Consider the following 13495-nt stretch of genomic DNA (forward strand, 5'->3'; position numbering starts at 1 on the left):
TGGCGCGGCTTCGTGTCCACACAAACACCTGCAATGCCTAAAAGCATTTGCTGATCAGTGGTGGCGCGGAACAAGTCCAACAGGCGCTTTTCGTCTTGTGTCAGGTCGGACGTGGCGGCGGTTGATACTGGCCGCTCAGCTATCAGCTCGGGCGGTTGACGGCGGTTCATCGCACGCCTCCTGTCTTCGGATTGAAATCTTGGATCATGGCGATCATTGCTCCGTCGCCACCGACGCTGTAGGTCACATCGCAGGCCAATTGCATCGTGCGGGCAGACTGCTCCCCCTTGCTGAGCATGGTGACCAGAATGTCGGCCTGGCCAAAACCGGCCCGTGTAGCGCGCGCCAAGATAACGTCGACGTGCTCACGCAGACCTGGTGCAGCCGACTCCGATGGATCGTAGGCGTAGATCGCGACCATCAGGAATGATGCGGGCGCGCTGAGATTGTAGTGGTCGCCTTTTTTGACGAAGTGCTGGCGCGCGCTCACACTGCACCTCCACTGACCAGGTGGAGCACTGGCCGGGTATGGCTTGGAAAAATCCGGGCGTAGTCTTGCGCCATGCCGAGGAACATGACCTGGCGGCCTGCATGCGTGGCACGGAAAAGCTCCAGCAACCGCTGCTCGGCAAGCGTCAGGTCGACCGTCGCACCCGTGACCAGCGACGTCGGCTTGCCTTGGCGTTTCGTCGTGATCATCATGAGCCGTCTCCTTGGCGGACGTCGCTCAGACCATTCCGTATGATGTCGATCACCACCCGGGGGCCGAGGCGCTGAACCAACGCGTCGCACATCGGCAGCACGCGCGCCGCGTCCGCGCCGGACAGCAGCATCGTCTCCAAGATGTCGGCCTGCTCGAATTTCGCCGCGCGCGCAGCCGCCATAGTCGCGTTTAAAACGCGACTTGCTCGGGCCTTGCCTTGTGGCGCCGCATCTGGGCAGTGAATGGCATCGGCCACCATCATCAGCGTCGCAGCAGGGGAGAGCAGATACTCATCGCCATGCTTTTGGAAATGCGTTTTCATGCTGTACCTCCGCTTCCTGTTACGGCTACTTTGGCACCAGTCTTCTGACGTAACGGTGATGCAGCGGCGGGTCGGTCATCTGCGTCCAAGTCCGATTGCAGGTTGGCCTGCTCTTCTTGGAGAAACTGAGCCTCCACTGCAATATGCTTGATCAACCCGCCGAGATGTTCCAGAACGGTCGCTGATGGAGGGAAATCGCTGCTGTTTGCAGCGCTGAACAGCAGATGCCCAATCGCTTCGATACCACTCATCAGCATGTAGTTCGCGTTGAACGCGTGCTTGATGGCTGCCGCCACCATCAGACGCTCATCGCTGGACATGACGTGATCAACTGGAAAATGGCTGGGCAGCTGCCTGAGGAGACTGCCGAACTGGTACGGCGCGCGGTCCCTATTTTCGAAGTGCGGGTTGGCGGCACTCATGCTGCACCTCCGCATACAGGGGTAGCTTTTGCGAAAACGAGCTCTTCAATCGCCCCGTGCCCATCCTTGATTTTTTCGATGGATGAGCCCAGCAGCCGCGTGAACGCGTACAGGGTGTCGATAGTTTCTTGGTCGCACTCGCGGTATTCGAAATGCTCCAGCAGACCCGTGATTGCCGAGTTGAGCGCGCGCATGTCCATTTGCGCAGTATTGATTTCGCTGGCGGCTTTTCTTGCTGAATCCAGGTTACTCGTGGTGGCCATCATGATGCAGCGCCTTCTACGCGCACCAGCGCTACAATGGCGTCTGCTCCCTCTTGAGCCACAACGGAGTTGCGGTAAACTGCCTTCAACAGCGCATCCAAGCGGAGCATGGTGCGGCCGATGTCAGGAACGACGCTGTCCCCATAGCTGTCAATCTCCTCGAAGCACATTTCGCAAAGAGTTTGGGCTGCCAGCGTGTGCTCCTCGATGTCCGCAGCATGCATGTCAATGCAGCGGAGCAGGGCTTGTGCACCGGTATTTGGTTCCCCGCCGTTTGCTTGTGGCGTACGATCCGGCGCAAACATAAGTGGGTTCTTTACAAGATTATCTTGCGATCCGATTTTTGTGGTGTTAACATTCGTTCGTTGGGTCATTTTCTACTTTCAAATGGGTGTGTTGATCCACGCGGCCTCGGATGCGTCAACATCCTCGGCCACAACTTTCCTGCCTCACCAGGTGGGTGGAAAAAATGACAAGGATGGCCTGCCAGCCGTCCTTGTCAGTAGTATTTATCTATCTCAGTGCAAACTTTTCATCTTCCGTGTTTCCATCAGGACACTGCGGTCAGCATAGTCGATAGCGCCGCAAAAACTCAAAATATTGGAACTTTACTTCGGCATTTCAGCCAAACCCTCGGCGTGTTTAGTCGCACGAATTCCTGCCTCGATTAAAAAGAGGATCTCGGCGTTCATCGTGCGCAAGTTCGCCTGCGCACGTGCCTTCAACATGTCGCGCTGACCCTCAGAGTGAAAACGCAAAATGAAGCGGTCCTTGTCTGCGTGTGTTGATGCGCATGTATTTTTCATGATTTCCTAGCGTTATGCCTAGTTGGCACTATTGATCAAGATATGCCTACTAGGCATCAATGTCAAGTCGGAATCATTGAATATATTCCTAATTGGCATCAAGATGCGACATGGCCAAAAAACCTTACCCCAGCGAAGTTCTTGACCGTTACATAGTCAGGCTTCCGAACGGAATGCGTGACCAGATTGCGCGCGCTGCCGAAAAAAACGGACGCAGCATGAACAGCGAAATTGTGGCTCGGCTTGCATATACATTCGAAAAAGACCTGACGGACTGGGTTAGCGGCAGTTCAACAGAGCAGGCCGAGGCTGGCAAATACACGGAAATTGCTGACTTGATCGTCCAGCACCTCGAAAGGCGCTTAGTGTTCCAAATGAAACCGGTAAAGCCATCTGATCCGCAAAGCCCGCCTTCTGCTCAAGTCGAAGCACCCGCTAGGGCCGCCGCAAAGCGCGCGCGCAAGTCCAAGCCCTAACTGACCTGGCCCGGCGGATCGTGCAGGGGCAGTGCGAGCTGTGAGGTAGGGCCTGTAACCGCGTTCTTGCGGGCCTGGATCTTCGCGAAGTGCTCTTCAGTGGCTGTGCGCTCGATCAAAGGTGCCGATGCCTGCACAGCTTGCTTCACGCCACCCTTGGTCAGTTCGGAATAGTGCTTAGTGCCGGCAGCCTCGTTGTGGATGGTGTGCCCGGTCGAAATCGGCACTTTGTTTCTGACGGAAAGACGGTAAGCCGCCACGTGCAGAATCTCCTTGTCATCAGCAGTCGCTGGCTCGAGGTCGGGATCGACGTCAAACTGCTTGAAGTAGTGATCCTCGAGTGCTGAGAATGCATCCCATGCCCGATCTGTTTCGATCATCTTTGCGTGCCTGGTCGCGCCACGATCGGTCCACAAAATCAGGGAGCGTGTCTTCGCTGAAATTTGCAACCCTCTTAAAGAAGGTCGCAAATCTTTGAGAGCCCGTCCAGATACCTTGTAGTAGTGCAGCCCCGAGTTAAAACGAAGCGAGTTGCGGGCGAAGTTCTGCTGGATGTGCTTTGCCTCCGTCTCGTACAGCTGCGCCAAGAGCTCTGTCGTGATGACGGTTTGCCCATTCCATTGGATGCGTGGCAGCGCGGCTGCACGTACTTTGAGCGACTGCATGGTGACCTGCCGCCCGGCGGCATCGGCCAGCAGATCGCTTGGTGGGCGGCCGCTCATGCTGCACTTCCGACGAAGGCGGCAAGGTCGCGTGTCGCGCCGGCGGCCAGGCTAACGCAGGTTTCCGGGGGCGTACGGCGCTCGACGGTGGGAAGGATGTCAATAACGCTAAGCAGGGCAGCAGCTGCGCCAAGACAGACACCAGCGGCTTTGATGTGCTCGGCAAAGCCGCCGGGGATTGATGCAGAGCGTGCGGTCGAGATCGCTTTGCTGGTTCTGGGTGTGTTGTTGATGGTCATGTTCGCCTCAGGTCGTTGGGACTGAGACGGACTTTACACAAGAAAATTTAGCAACGCAAGAAATACTAGCATTCGATGCTAATTTTATTTCTCTAGCTCTCCCCATTCCCATACTTCAAAGGCTTGCAATTGTGAAAGTATCGCGTCCCGTTGACGTTTTGTAGTCAGCTTGTCGAAGGCCGCGCCAATTAACACAGCCTGAGGCGAAAGCAATTTCCGACGCCGCTCTCTATCTTCGACCATTCCTCTTTCGAGGTCAGTTAGCAAAGTGCTGAGTGACGTGAGCATTTCGTTGCCCAAAGCCGCCACCTGAGCAACTGCTGATCCATAGGTTAGAAATTCAGGAGTCGTTTGCAGTGCGTCGGCAACCGCTTGCAGCCGTGATCGCTTAGGAGCGGTGCCTCCTTCTTTCTCCCACTGTTGAACAGTCTGCCATGCAGAGACGCCGACCTTTTCCGCCAACTCTTTCATTGACATACCGAGTTCTTCACGGCGCTGCTTAATTCGAGTGTGTATGGTATCCATGGCGTGATCGTACACTAGATTAATAGGTGATGCACGGAAAATGCTATCCAATGCTGGAAATTCTAGTATAGAATGAGGCATGAACGGAATCGACAAAACTATCGCGTACTTCGGCGGCCTTGCATCCGCCGCTCGGGCCCTCGGAGTTGGGCGTTACCAAGTTGTTCAGTCGTGGCGAGCTGTCAACCGTGTTCCGGCTGAGCACTGCACGCGAATCGAAGAACTGACTGGCGGGGAAATCCGCTGCGAAGAACTCAATGATCGGGTTGACTGGGCAGTAGTTAGAAACTCGCACTCGCGCCCCACCTAATCCCACTGCGAAAAATATAGCCAACGCCACCGCTCATACGGCGGCGTAAGGCCCCTTTACGCCCAAATTTTGGAGAGCACCATGAAAACCATCATCAAACGCACCGTCATCCAGCTGTATTGCCGCGAGCTGATCAAGGGTTCGACGGTCATCCGCGCGTTCAACCGTTTCGCGCTGTGGAGCGCGTGATGTCCGAAATTTTGACCCTCCCTATTGACGTGATCAGCATCCGTGGCGGAACGCAATCGCGTGTCGCGCTGCATCAGGATACCGTTGCTGATTATGCCGAGGTGATTCGCCTGGGAGGCGAGCTCCCCCCCGTGGTGGTCTTCAACGATGGCGAAAGCACTGGGATGTGGCTCGCGGACGGCTTCCACCGTTTCCATGCGCACCTCGCCGCTGGCGCTGCTGAGATCATCTGCGATGTGCGCGCCGGCTCGCAGCGCGATGCAATCCTGTTTTCGGCCGGCGCAAACGTCGCGCACGGCCTGCGTCGTACGAACGACGACAAGCGCCGGGCCGTCTCGATCCTGCTTGGTGACGAGGAATGGTCGAAGTGGAGCGACCGCGAAATTGCACGTGTCTGCGGCGTGGGCAATAAATTTGTCGGCGACGTTCGCGCTTCCATCTGTGTTCCGAACACAGATGCACCAGCGGTTCGCGTTGTTGAGCGCAATGGCAAGAAGTACGAGCAGAACGTCAGCAACATCGGCAAAGCCGAACCAGCGCCAGCGCCGCCGGCAGCAAAGCAGCCGGACGCCGCAGCAGAAGAGGCGCGGGCAGCAACGCCTGGCGCAGCAACTGCGGCAATGGCCGAGCCCCAGCCAGCAGATGTGGCGCCAGACGCCGATTCGTCCGAGCAGGTGGAGCTGACCGAAGTTGACGCACTGCGCGAACAGGTGGCGGAATTATCAGAAAGCCTGCGCACCACGCTGGCCGACAACGAAATGATGGGTCGCGTGTTCGATGCGGACGACCAGCTCAAGGCCGCCATGGACGAAGCCGCGCGCCAAAAGGCCATCGCTGTCAATGCCGAGCGCACCCTCGCCGCAAAGTCGGGCGAATTTATCGAGCGCGCCAAGGCTGTCACCTACTGGCAGCGCCGCGCCGAAAAGGCCGAGAAGCAGTTGGCCCGCCTGAAGGCCGCAGCATGACCCCGAACTACGCAAGTACCAAATTCCCGACGCCGCGCCCGTTCCAGACCAGCGCGCGCGAAAAGCTGCGCGAAGGCTTCAAGGCCGGCCACCGGTGCCAGATGGTCATGAGCCCGACGGGTTCCGGCAAAACTATCCTGGCCATGTTCCTGACGCACGAAGCGCTTATGCGCGACAAGCGCGTCATCTTCGTAGCGGACCGCCGCACGCTGATCAATCAGACTTCCGAGGTGGCCGACTCTCTTGGGCTTATCCAGCATTCCGTGATGATGGCGGGGCACTGGCGCTTTGACCCGTCCCGCAATTTCCAGATTGCCAGCGCGCAGACTCTCGCCCGCCGCTCGTGGCCCGATGCCGACCTGATCATTGTCGATGAAGCGCACACCCAGCTCAAGGCGGTGACGGACCATATCCAGACCTGCCGCGCCGCAGTGATCGGGCTGAGCGCCACGCCGTTTAGCGCCGGCCTGGGCAAGCTGTATCAGAACCTGGTCAACGCCACAACCATGCGCGACCTGACCGATTCAGGCGTGCTGGTGCCGATGCGCGTTTTGTCGTGCACCAAGGTCAACATGAAGGGTGCGGCCACTGCCGGAGGTGAGTGGACGGACCAGGCCGCGCAAGAACGCGGGATGGAAATCGTTGGCGACGTGGTGCACGAGTGGATCAAGCACGCCGAGAACCGCAAGACCATCGTGTTCGGCGCCACCATTGCCCACTGCGAAGCGCTGGCGCGTGAATTCAACAATGCCGGGATTTTGGCTACCGTTTTCACCGCCGAGACAACTGAGCCGGAGCGCAAGGAAATTCTTGCGGACTTCAAGGCAGCAGGTACCGCGCTGCGCGTGCTCATTTCGGTTGAGGCACTTGCCAAAGGTTTCGACCAACGGGACGTGAGCTGTGTTTGCGACGTACGCCCGCTACGCAAGTCGTTGTCGACTGCCATCCAGATGTGGGGCCGCGGCCTGCGCGCTTCGTCGGAGACAGGCAAGACCGATCTCCTGCTGCTTGATTTTTCGGGGAACATCATCCGCTTTGCCGAGGACTACGAGGCGATCTTCCACGATGGCCTGGACGCCCTGGACATGGGCGAAAAGCTCGACAAGACCATTCGTAAGGACGCCGACGAAGACGAAGGCGACCACCCCGCGAATTGCCCGCAATGCCAGTTTTCGCCATTTCGCAAGCGCTGCATGTCGTGCGGCTTCGAGATCATCAAGGAAAACTTGATCGAGCACGAAGCCGGTGAGATGGTCGAATTCAAGGTCGGCAAAGCTGTTGTCGGCAACAAGCTGGACGTGTGGCAGCAAGCATGCACGTTGTGCCGCAACCAGGGCAAGCCGGAGACTGCGCGCCGCCGCGCGTATCACCTTTTCAAAAGCATCACGGGCTCCGAGCCTACGGGTCTTCCTGCCTTTGACGCCATTTCGAATGTGCCTATCTCAAGGGCTGTAATGAACAAAGCAAAGGCGAACGCGATCGCTTACAGGGCGGGCGCACGATGAGTATTCAAAAAGCTATCACCGCGTTGTTCTTCGTACCTCCGCACGACCGCGAAACATGGGTGCGCATGGGCATGGCCATGAAGGCAGAATTTCTTGAGGATGGCTTCGATCCGTGGGACGCCTGGAGCCAGGGCGCCGAGTCGTACAACGCCCTGGCGGCGAAGTCGGTTTGGCGCAGCATCGGCGCCGTTGGCAAGATCGGTATCGGCACACTGTTTCACGAGGCGGCCGCGAACGGTTGGCGGGACAACGGGGAGCATCGTGGCCCGCTTACTGCGCAGGAAGAGGCGGAGCGGCGCCGTGCACGCGCCGTACGGGATGCTGCTATCGCCGCCGAGGAAGCGTGCAAGCAGCGAGGCTATCGCCAGGCCGCAGCGCACGCGCAGCGCCTGATCGGCAGCTGCCTGATGACGACTCACTACTACCTCAACGCCAAGGGCCTCCCCGATGCGTTGGCGCTGGTGGCCGACACACAGCTGGTCGTGCCTATGCGCTGCATGGAGACCAACGCGTTGCGCGGCGCGCAAACGATCGAATGGATTCCCGGTGAGCGTCGATGGGACAAAAAGATGGCGCCTGGGATGCGCGCGCGTGGCGCTGTGCTCAGGCTGGGCAACCAGCGGGCACAGGAGACGTTTTTATGCGAAGGGTACGCCACGGGCCTATCCATCGAACTTGCGGCCCGCAGGATGCGCCTGAACGCGTGCGTACTGGTCTGCTTTAGCGATTCCAACATGGTGCACGTCGCTCCGATGGTCACAGGTCGGGCCTTCGTCATCGCTGACAACGATGCGTCCCAGGCAGGCGAGAAGGCTGCGATCAAAACCGCGCTGCCGTACCGCATGAGCGATGTGGTCGGCGAGGACGCAAACGACCTGCACCAGCGCGCCGGCCTGATGGCTCTGTGCTCGCTCCTGATGGCTGTCCGCATGAGTTGACACCCTCTGTTGTGAACAGCGCGCCGGTCGGGAAACAACAGCGGCGCGTGGGGAGTGCTCCTACTGTGGGAAAGATTCTGAAACAGGAGCAGATGGCGGCGAAGTTAGCACCATCGGATCGAACGGCTGACGGGTCATAACACTGCGACGGTGATATGTGAAGGCTTAGTTCTGGGAGGGCTAAGTCTGCTCAGCTCGGGTGATAGGGAAAAGCCTGAAGCAGTAGAAGCTTGAATTATAGATAGAGGGTGATGTGATGGATCGACAGCTCGACCGCCCGATTCCCGCAAAGATTGAGCAGCGCCTGATGGAGTTACTGAAAATGAAGGAATTCGATATGCAAGAAGTGAACTGGTGCCGCTCGACGTACTGGGCCCGCCGCGATGACTGGCATCTGATCCTGGTGTCGTGCCACAACGCCGCGCTGGCCCGGACGGCAGCCGCGCGCACGGTCGAGGTGCGCCCATGAGCAAGCGCCCGACACTTACGCTGCGCTGGGCCGGGAAGACAGCGCCGGTACCGGACGTTGTTTTTGTTGACGTCACCGAGGATAGCGCGCCGCCGGCGCTCAAGCCGATCCGAATCGCGACGTTGCCGCCAGTGGAACGCACCACCGCCGAGCAAGAGCGCTACGAAAACGTGCTGCGCCTGCTCGATGGATGGGCCGACTGGATGCGTACAGGCGAGCCGGTGGCCGAGGGCGCACCACGTCAATGCCTGGGCGCTCCAGACGCACGCATTCACAGCTTCGAGGACATGGAAATCGAGGTCAACAAGCGCCTGGTGCGCGAGGTGCACACGGCGGTTTGGGATCTGTGCGTCATCGAGCGCGAGGCGGTCATGACGCACTACGGCCTCAAAACACGCGGCGTCTGGCGCGCGGACTTCGCCAAGGTGTTCGATCAGGCGGTCGACAGCTTGTTCAGGCTACTTAAAGACCGCGTGGCCTGTTGACTCACCTAAATTCTCAGGCCAGTACAGGGACAGCACCAGCAACACTCAAAAGCGAGGCGGCGCATTCCGCCATAAAAATGGGAGAGAAAGATGGGTCAAGTCAACGAGTCGGCACCAACAGGTCTGCGCAACGAGAAGCCAGCAGTTTCGCTCAAGGTCATGAAGGAGCGCGGCATGCCCGGCGTGTCGACGGTAAAGAGCTGGGGCGTCGATCCGCGCCTGGTGCAGTTTGAGCCTGGCTTCAACAGGCCGATCAACCGCGAGCACGTGGAGTCGATCAAGGCATCGTTGCGCGCCGGGCACGAGCTGGACGATATCAAGGTCCGGATCGAGGATGGCGTGATCATCGCGGTTGACGGCCACCATCGGGTAACCGCGGCTGTCGAATGGTTGGCAGAGCCGGGCGTACGCGAACCGGACGGTGGCTTCCAGCTGGGCGCCAAGCAGTTCCGTGGCGGTGATGCAGAGCGCGTCATTCACCTGATCACCAGCTCGCAAGGCCTGGGCCTCACACCCTTGGAACGGTCGGCGCAGTATCGCAAGCTGGTTGGATGGGGCTGGACGCCGGCAGCGATCGCAGAAGCTGTCGGCCGGTCAGTGCAGAACGTAAGCGATGCCCTGGTGCTGGCTGACGCAAACAGCGACGTGAAACAGGCCGTTACCGAGAAGCAGATCAGCGCAAGCAATGCCGCAAAGATCGTGCGCCAGAGCGGCGGGCGCGCCGGCGCCGTCATCGCTGAGCACGTCGAGGCTGCACGGCTCCAAGGCAAGGCAAAGGCCACGGCCAAGCAGATCGCCGGGAACACACCCAAGGATCTGGTGTCTGCAATACGTCGGGAGATCGATAGCGGTGGAACCTTTCGCGCAGAAGAGCTGTGCCCGAGCTTTGCCGATCTGATCACCTACCTGCGCGGCACGCCCACCTCGCGTGCAGCGGACCAGGCCCAGCAATCGAAATAACGCGTCAGCCGCCCCGCGTCCTGGGCGGCATAGTAGAAGACTGGAAAACAATATGAGCTTAGTCAATCGTTACAAAGTGCAGCTCCCAAGCGGGCGCGAGGCGCTGAACACATTCGCTGTTGTGCGCGACGCGGTGCTGGTGCTGATCATCCTTTTCGTGCTCTCCGCCTTCTGGCCGTTCCGGACGGTGCCAACTGGCTCGCGCGGCGTCATCACGCAGTTCGGCGCGATCAAGGGCATTCAGAACGAAGGCCTGGTCATCTTGGCCCCATGGGAAAAGCTGGCGCTGTTCAGCGTACGCGCCGAAGAAGCGAAGATCGAGAACGCCGACGGCAGCACGAGCGACACGCAGCCGGTCAAGGTCAGCATGACGGTGCGCTACAGCATTTCGGTCGCCAGGGTGGCCGAGGTGTACGAAAAGTACAGCCATGACGGCGATCTGTCTTCCTACGTGCAGACGGCGACCCAGGAAGCATTCAAGGCTGTGACGGCGCGCTACACGGCGCCAGACCTGATCGCCCAGCGCGCCCGCGTATCGGGCGACATCGCGGCAGCTCTGCGCACGAAGCTCGAATTGTACGGCGCCCAGGTGATCAATATCGACATGAGGAACTTCGCATTCTCCGATGACTACATGAAGGCGATCAGCGCCAAGGTAACGCAGGAGCAGCTGCGCCTGGGCGCCGAAAACAAGCTCAAGACTGTTGAGGCAGAACAGAAACAGAAGGTGGCCATTGCCGAGGCCGAAGCGTCAGCGCTGCGTGCCAAAGCGGACGGCGAGGCCTATGCCAACCTGAAAGTGGCAACCGCCCAGGCCGAGGCGCTCAAGGTGCAGAACGCCGCGCTGGCGCAGAACAAGGATGTGCTCGAACTGCGCCGCATCGAGGTTGAGCACACGAAGGCTGAACGTTGGGATGGAAAGCTGCCGGTCAACATGTACGCCGGCGCGCCAATTCCGTTTTTGACTATGGGCAAATAAATTTTGCAGAACTTATTGACAGGGCGAAACAGCAGCGTAGAATAAGCGCCATCGGGACTTCTTGCGCCCGGAAATAAAGCCCGCACCGAAAGGTAGCGGGCTTTTCGCATTCCAGATCATGCAGTCTGTAGCTCAGATGGTTAGAGCGCTCCTGGGCGGACTGAAATAGTGTCTTAGCTAATAGGAGAGGTCGCTGGTTCAATTCCAGCCAGCTGCACCCATACACAGCGAGACCATCCATGGCAACCACCACCAAGCCCGATAAGCGCCTGGTGCGCGAATACATGGACCGCCGCACGCACGCTGAACACAACGATCCACCGCCATCTCCCGACGACATCCGCCGAGAGCTGGGATGGGGGCTGATCCCGCATAACGACGAACCGGATGCCGAGCCATGACGACCACGACGACAACCATCAGCCTCAAGGTACGCAAGGCCTGGTGGCTGATGCCGTACCTGCGTGCGCTCGCTCTGTTCCACGTGCTGACCTGCACGGAGCCCAACTGGGCAAGGATCAAACGCTTGATCCGCAAGGGCGTGACGGTCGAGCCTTTGCCTATTCGCTGATCGCTACTGCGCCATCGCACTCCAGCGGCGCGACTCGTAAAGCGGGTGCAGTCACCGATGAACCATGACTACGGACTCCAACCGCAGGGTATCGCGGGCAATCGCGTAGAGCAGGCGGTGACACTTCCATCAACCATCGAAGGGATAGATCATGAGCAACACTGACCACACCAAGATCACAAGCCTCATCGAGCAGCGCATCCGTGACGAGGTGCAGCACGAGGGCCGCAAAGCTGTCGATGCCTTCGTCGCGGTGATCGAGGCTGAGCTCGCCAAGATTGGCGTCTCCATCATGCAAGTCTCCATGTATAGGTTCGTAGATGAGGTACGCACCGAGCACCTCAACAACCTGGTCAACGATCGCATCGTCGCATTGGTAAAGCAGCTGGTGCAGGCAGGACAGCCAACCGCCAAGGCTGAGCCCGCAGCACCTACGTTCCAAGTAGGCGACAAGGTGGTGCTGAAATCAGGCGGGCCTGTGATGACCATCAAACGATTCGGCGCTAACGGTCAGGCGGTGTGTGCATGGGCGAGCGACAACTTCTCTGGAAGTCATGACTTCGCGCCTCATTGCCTCGTCCGCGCCGGCACAGTGCAATACAACTGCGTAAGCTCGTGAAGCTGCAAACGCTCAAGCCGCGGCTGAAGGTGGCAAGCCCAGGCCGGGCCCTCCCTGTCGCATCCGCTCAAGTGGCACAGCGCCTCCGTGGTAGCGCAGGTGTAGCGGACCGCATCAAGATCAGGACGCGCGACTGTGGGCTGTGCCAGATGTGCAAGAGGCCGGGCTACCTGGTTGACCACATCAAGCCGCTGTGTGAAGGCGGAACGAACGAAGATAGCAACAAGCAGCTGCTGTGCGCTCCGTGCCATGACGTGAAGTCGGCACGAGAGGCAGCGGCGCGCGCAGCCGGCGAGAGCGTGCGATGACAAACGGAAAAACACTGCTGGACTTAGCGGTCCTGCGACGAGCGGCTGAGCGTCCTTCGAATGACAGGTTCACTGATCTGGCGCTAGGAGATTTGATAGAAGGTTTGTCGGTGGCCGTCCTGCTCGCCTTGCTGGATGAGCTGGAAGCGGCGACAGCTACCGCGGCCCTGCTTCCCAAGTACATGGCGCACGTGATCGATGCTGAAGGCATTTCGTTTGTTGATGACCACCACCGCAACCCTTTCAGCGACAGCCCATCCTTTGCCGATGAGGAGTGGGCAACGCTTCAAGCTATCGCAGAGCAAGGCAAGGCAGGGGGCGGATCGAAAGTCTGAGCCGATATTGCTTGGACACCGCATGTTCTCTCACGCGCAAAACTCGGACCTTTTCAAACGGAAATTCAAATGGCAGGTGTAAAAGGCAAGAGCGGCGGCGCACGACAAGGCGCTGGCCGAAAGAAGAATCCGGAGAACGAAGGTGCCGAATTTGCTGGCTCAACGGACGGAATGACGCCAGTCGAAGTGCTGGAGTTCTTCATGCACCACGCCGAAGTCCCGGTAGCGCTGCGCCTGAAGGCGGCCGGCCTGGCCGCTCCATTCCGTCACAAAAAATTGGGCGAGGGAGGCAAGCCCAGTGCTGGCGATGCGGACAAGCCGGCAACGTCCGCCAAATACGGAACACGCACTCGCCCAGGCGAGAACACACAGCATTAAGGAAAA

Annotated in this window: 25 protein-coding genes and 1 tRNA gene; 16 read left to right on the top strand and 10 right to left on the bottom strand. The window is 59.1% G+C overall.

Annotated features, from left to right (window positions below; translation table 11 throughout):
• Positions 1 to 166: 166 nt before the first annotated feature.
• The 7 genes from IV454_RS16220 to IV454_RS16250 all read right to left on the bottom strand — a co-directional run bounded on the left by IV454_RS16220 (position 167) and on the right by IV454_RS16250 (position 2516).
• The gene (locus IV454_RS16220) at positions 167 to 490 is read right to left on the bottom strand and encodes a hypothetical protein (RefSeq protein WP_206092309.1); all 324 of its coding nucleotides are present in this window, start codon (positions 488 to 490) and stop codon (positions 167 to 169) included.
• Positions 487 to 702: a hypothetical protein gene (locus IV454_RS16225; RefSeq protein WP_206092311.1), complete on the bottom strand. Its 216-nt coding sequence runs from the start codon at positions 700 to 702 to the stop codon at positions 487 to 489. The genes IV454_RS16220 and IV454_RS16225 overlap by 4 nt, the downstream gene beginning before the upstream one ends.
• The gene (locus tag IV454_RS16230) at positions 699 to 1025 is read right to left on the bottom strand and encodes a hypothetical protein (protein ID WP_206092313.1); all 327 of its coding nucleotides are present in this window, start codon (positions 1023 to 1025) and stop codon (positions 699 to 701) included. The genes IV454_RS16225 and IV454_RS16230 overlap by 4 nt, the downstream gene beginning before the upstream one ends.
• Complete coding sequence (locus IV454_RS16235; protein WP_206092315.1) at positions 1022 to 1447, bottom strand: hypothetical protein; 426 nt, start codon at positions 1445 to 1447, stop codon at positions 1022 to 1024. Before IV454_RS16235 ends, IV454_RS16230 begins: the two co-directional genes overlap by 4 nt.
• Positions 1444 to 1713, bottom strand: coding sequence for a hypothetical protein (locus tag IV454_RS16240; protein WP_206092317.1), 270 nt, complete (start codon positions 1711 to 1713; stop codon positions 1444 to 1446). Before IV454_RS16240 ends, IV454_RS16235 begins: the two co-directional genes overlap by 4 nt.
• The gene (locus IV454_RS16245) at positions 1710 to 2084 is read right to left on the bottom strand and encodes a hypothetical protein (RefSeq protein WP_206092320.1); all 375 of its coding nucleotides are present in this window, start codon (positions 2082 to 2084) and stop codon (positions 1710 to 1712) included. The genes IV454_RS16240 and IV454_RS16245 overlap by 4 nt, the downstream gene beginning before the upstream one ends.
• Before the next feature lie 234 nt (positions 2085 to 2318).
• On the bottom strand, positions 2319 to 2516 hold the full coding sequence (locus IV454_RS16250; protein WP_166893598.1) for an Arc family DNA-binding protein: 198 nt from the start codon (positions 2514 to 2516) through the stop codon (positions 2319 to 2321).
• A 110-nt stretch (positions 2517 to 2626) separates the two neighbouring features.
• On the opposite strand from IV454_RS16250, the gene IV454_RS33330 reads away from it, so the two are divergent.
• Positions 2627 to 2992 (top strand): Arc family DNA-binding protein, encoded by a 366-nt coding sequence (locus IV454_RS33330; protein WP_206092322.1) that lies wholly within the window; start codon positions 2627 to 2629, stop codon positions 2990 to 2992.
• On the opposite strand, the gene IV454_RS16260 is transcribed toward IV454_RS33330, so the two are convergent.
• The 3 genes from IV454_RS16260 to IV454_RS16270 all read right to left on the bottom strand — a co-directional run bounded on the left by IV454_RS16260 (position 2989) and on the right by IV454_RS16270 (position 4478).
• Positions 2989 to 3714, bottom strand: a complete 726-nt coding sequence (locus IV454_RS16260; RefSeq protein ID WP_206092324.1) for an ORF6N domain-containing protein — start codon at positions 3712 to 3714, stop codon at positions 2989 to 2991. The genes IV454_RS33330 and IV454_RS16260 overlap by 4 nt on opposite strands.
• The gene (locus tag IV454_RS16265) at positions 3711 to 3953 is read right to left on the bottom strand and encodes a hypothetical protein (protein WP_206092326.1); all 243 of its coding nucleotides are present in this window, start codon (positions 3951 to 3953) and stop codon (positions 3711 to 3713) included. The genes IV454_RS16260 and IV454_RS16265 overlap by 4 nt, the downstream gene beginning before the upstream one ends.
• Positions 3954 to 4037: 84 nt before the next feature.
• Complete coding sequence (locus IV454_RS16270) at positions 4038 to 4478, bottom strand: helix-turn-helix domain-containing protein (RefSeq protein ID WP_206092328.1); 441 nt, start codon at positions 4476 to 4478, stop codon at positions 4038 to 4040.
• A gap of 79 nt (positions 4479 to 4557) precedes the next feature.
• Here IV454_RS16270 and IV454_RS33515 point away from each other — a divergent pair, with 79 nt between their 5' ends.
• The 15 genes from IV454_RS33515 (at position 4558) to IV454_RS16345 (ending at position 13489) form a co-directional block, all read left to right on the top strand.
• Positions 4558 to 4788, top strand: a complete 231-nt coding sequence (locus tag IV454_RS33515; RefSeq protein WP_166893590.1) for a transcriptional regulator — start codon at positions 4558 to 4560, stop codon at positions 4786 to 4788.
• A gap of 188 nt (positions 4789 to 4976) precedes the next feature.
• Positions 4977 to 5942, top strand: a complete 966-nt coding sequence (locus tag IV454_RS16280; RefSeq protein WP_206092330.1) for a ParB N-terminal domain-containing protein — start codon at positions 4977 to 4979, stop codon at positions 5940 to 5942.
• The gene (locus IV454_RS16285; protein WP_206092332.1) at positions 5939 to 7447 is read left to right on the top strand and encodes a DEAD/DEAH box helicase; all 1509 of its coding nucleotides are present in this window, start codon (positions 5939 to 5941) and stop codon (positions 7445 to 7447) included. Before IV454_RS16280 ends, IV454_RS16285 begins: the two co-directional genes overlap by 4 nt.
• On the top strand, positions 7444 to 8385 hold the full coding sequence (locus tag IV454_RS16290; protein WP_206092334.1) for a PriCT-2 domain-containing protein: 942 nt from the start codon (positions 7444 to 7446) through the stop codon (positions 8383 to 8385). The genes IV454_RS16285 and IV454_RS16290 overlap by 4 nt, the downstream gene beginning before the upstream one ends.
• A gap of 256 nt (positions 8386 to 8641) precedes the next feature.
• On the top strand, positions 8642 to 8854 hold the full coding sequence (locus tag IV454_RS16295; RefSeq protein WP_206092336.1) for a hypothetical protein: 213 nt from the start codon (positions 8642 to 8644) through the stop codon (positions 8852 to 8854).
• Complete coding sequence (locus tag IV454_RS16300) at positions 8851 to 9339, top strand: hypothetical protein (protein WP_206092338.1); 489 nt, start codon at positions 8851 to 8853, stop codon at positions 9337 to 9339. Before IV454_RS16295 ends, IV454_RS16300 begins: the two co-directional genes overlap by 4 nt.
• Positions 9340 to 9429: 90 nt before the next feature.
• Positions 9430 to 10299 carry a ParB/RepB/Spo0J family partition protein gene (locus IV454_RS16305; RefSeq protein WP_206092340.1) on the top strand — a complete coding sequence of 290 codons (870 nt, stop codon included), beginning with the start codon at positions 9430 to 9432 and terminating at the stop codon, positions 10297 to 10299.
• A gap of 52 nt (positions 10300 to 10351) precedes the next feature.
• Positions 10352 to 11278, top strand: a complete 927-nt coding sequence (locus tag IV454_RS16310; RefSeq protein ID WP_206092342.1) for a prohibitin family protein — start codon at positions 10352 to 10354, stop codon at positions 11276 to 11278.
• A 120-nt stretch (positions 11279 to 11398) separates the two neighbouring features.
• Positions 11399 to 11495, top strand: a tRNA-OTHER gene (locus IV454_RS16315).
• A 22-nt stretch (positions 11496 to 11517) separates the two neighbouring features.
• Positions 11518 to 11679: a hypothetical protein gene (locus IV454_RS16320; protein ID WP_206092344.1), complete on the top strand. Its 162-nt coding sequence runs from the start codon at positions 11518 to 11520 to the stop codon at positions 11677 to 11679.
• Positions 11676 to 11849: a hypothetical protein gene (locus IV454_RS16325; RefSeq protein ID WP_206092346.1), complete on the top strand. Its 174-nt coding sequence runs from the start codon at positions 11676 to 11678 to the stop codon at positions 11847 to 11849. The genes IV454_RS16320 and IV454_RS16325 overlap by 4 nt, the downstream gene beginning before the upstream one ends.
• Before the next feature lie 151 nt (positions 11850 to 12000).
• Positions 12001 to 12468: a DUF2158 domain-containing protein gene (locus IV454_RS16330; RefSeq protein ID WP_206092349.1), complete on the top strand. Its 468-nt coding sequence runs from the start codon at positions 12001 to 12003 to the stop codon at positions 12466 to 12468.
• 149 nt (positions 12469 to 12617) lie between these two features.
• Entirely contained in the window at positions 12618 to 12776 is a 159-nt protein-coding gene (locus IV454_RS33520) for an HNH endonuclease (protein WP_370663790.1), read from the top strand.
• Positions 12773 to 13111: a hypothetical protein gene (locus IV454_RS16340; RefSeq protein WP_206092353.1), complete on the top strand. Its 339-nt coding sequence runs from the start codon at positions 12773 to 12775 to the stop codon at positions 13109 to 13111. Before IV454_RS33520 ends, IV454_RS16340 begins: the two co-directional genes overlap by 4 nt.
• 69 nt (positions 13112 to 13180) lie before the next feature.
• Complete coding sequence (locus IV454_RS16345) at positions 13181 to 13489, top strand: hypothetical protein (protein ID WP_206092355.1); 309 nt, start codon at positions 13181 to 13183, stop codon at positions 13487 to 13489.
• Positions 13490 to 13495 lie beyond the last annotated feature (6 nt).

Source organism: Massilia antarctica (genome assembly GCF_015689335.1).
In the GTDB taxonomy this organism is placed as follows: domain Bacteria; phylum Pseudomonadota; class Gammaproteobacteria; order Burkholderiales; family Burkholderiaceae_D; genus Telluria_A; species Telluria_A antarctica.